Source organism: Kitasatospora sp. NPDC091257, from assembly GCF_044757675.1.
Lineage (GTDB): Bacteria > Actinomycetota > Actinomycetes > Streptomycetales > Streptomycetaceae > Kitasatospora > Kitasatospora lactacystinica.
In genome coordinates this window covers 1-1,455 of record NZ_JBIVVI010001677.1, presented here as the reverse complement: position 1 = coordinate 1,455, position 1,455 = coordinate 1, and the positions used below count along the sequence as shown (strand labels likewise).

Genomic DNA, 1,455 nt, shown 5'->3' with positions numbered 1-1,455 from the left:
CGGGCGGTGGAGGGCGGGGAGGGTCAGGGCCACGCGGGGTCAGCTCCCGTCCGGGTGGAGCATCAGGGCCGCCGTGCGGCACAGGATCTTGACGTCCTGCCAGAGGCTCCAGCTCTCGATGTAGCGGTTGTCGAAGCGGGCCCGGTCCTCGATGGAGGTGTCCCCGCGCAGACCGTTGACCTGGGCCAGGCCGGTGAGGCCGACCGGGACCCGGTGGCGGTCGGCGTACTCGGGGTAGGCCTGGCCGAACCTCATGACGAAGTACGGCCGTTCGGGACGCGGGCCGACCAGGCTCATGTCGCCGCGCAGGACGTTCCACAGCTGGGGCAGCTCGTCCAGCGAGCTCTTGCGCAGCAGCCGGCCGACGGTGCCCATCCGGTGGTCCTGGGAGATGTTCCAGCGGGTGGCCGACTCGTGCTCGTTGCTCGGGCGCAGGGTGCGGAACTTGAGGACGGTGAAGACCCTGCCGTCCAGGCCGGTGCGCTGCTGGCGGAAGAGCACGCCGGGGCCGGTGTCGAAGCGGACGGCGAGCGCGCAGAGCACCAGGACGGGGGCGAGCAGCAGCAGGCCGACGGTGGCGGCGGTGACGTCCAGGGCGCGCTTGACGGCCCAGCCGGGGCGGCGCCGCGCGGGGCGGCCGACCCGCAGACAGGGGAAGCCCCACAGGTGGTCGCCGCCGGTGACCGGGGTGGCGGGCAGCGAGCCGTACTCGCGCAGCGCGGGCACCAGCCAGACCTGGCAGCCGAGCCGGGCGGCGTCGCGCAGGGTCGCGGCGGTCTCGGCCTCGTCGGCGGCGCCGGCGGTGGCGACCACCTGCTGGACACCGTGCCGGCGCACTTCGCGTTCCAGTGCCTCGCGGCCGCCGAGGACGGGCAGGTCGGTGCCGCCGGGCAGCAGCGGCGGGTCGGCGTCGAGGAAGCCGACCGGGCGCATCCCGTACTCGCCGTGCTCGCGCAGGGCGGTGGCGACCCGGCGGCCGAGCCGGCCGGCGCCGAGCACCAGGACGGGGCTGGGGCGGCTGCGGCGGATCCGCCGGACCAGGTGGTAGAGGACGGCGCGGCCGACGGCGGCGATCAGCAGCTGGGCGCCGAGCAGGACGGTGAGCCGGGCGGGGCTGGCCGGGCCGCAGTCGGGCCAGCGGCCGTCGAGGCAGCCGGACAGGGTGACGGCGAAGGCGGTGGCGACCACGGCCCGGGCGGTGAGGGCGGGCAGTTCGTCCAGGACGGAGAGGGTGAGCCGGGAGCGGTAGAGGCCGCCGGCCAGGTTGAGCAGGAGCAGCAGGGGCAGGACGGCGGGGACGCCGAGCAGGGGGTCGAGCGGGGCGGCGGGGTCGACGGCGTGGTTGGCGATGCCGCCGGCGGAGCACAGCGCGATGATGTCGGCCTGGACCAGGGCGAGCGACAGGGCCAGCCGGGAGCGGACCGCCCCGCGGGGCCGGCGCGGCGACGTGACCAC

At 76.4% G+C, this 1,455-nt stretch carries 1 protein-coding gene; it reads right to left on the bottom strand.

The features are described 5' to 3' along the window. Positions 1 to 39: 39 nt before the first annotated feature. Positions 40 to 1,455, bottom strand: a 1,416-nt coding sequence (locus ACIQOV_RS41230; RefSeq protein ID WP_401056248.1) for a sugar transferase, incomplete at its 5' end; no start/stop codon positions are given.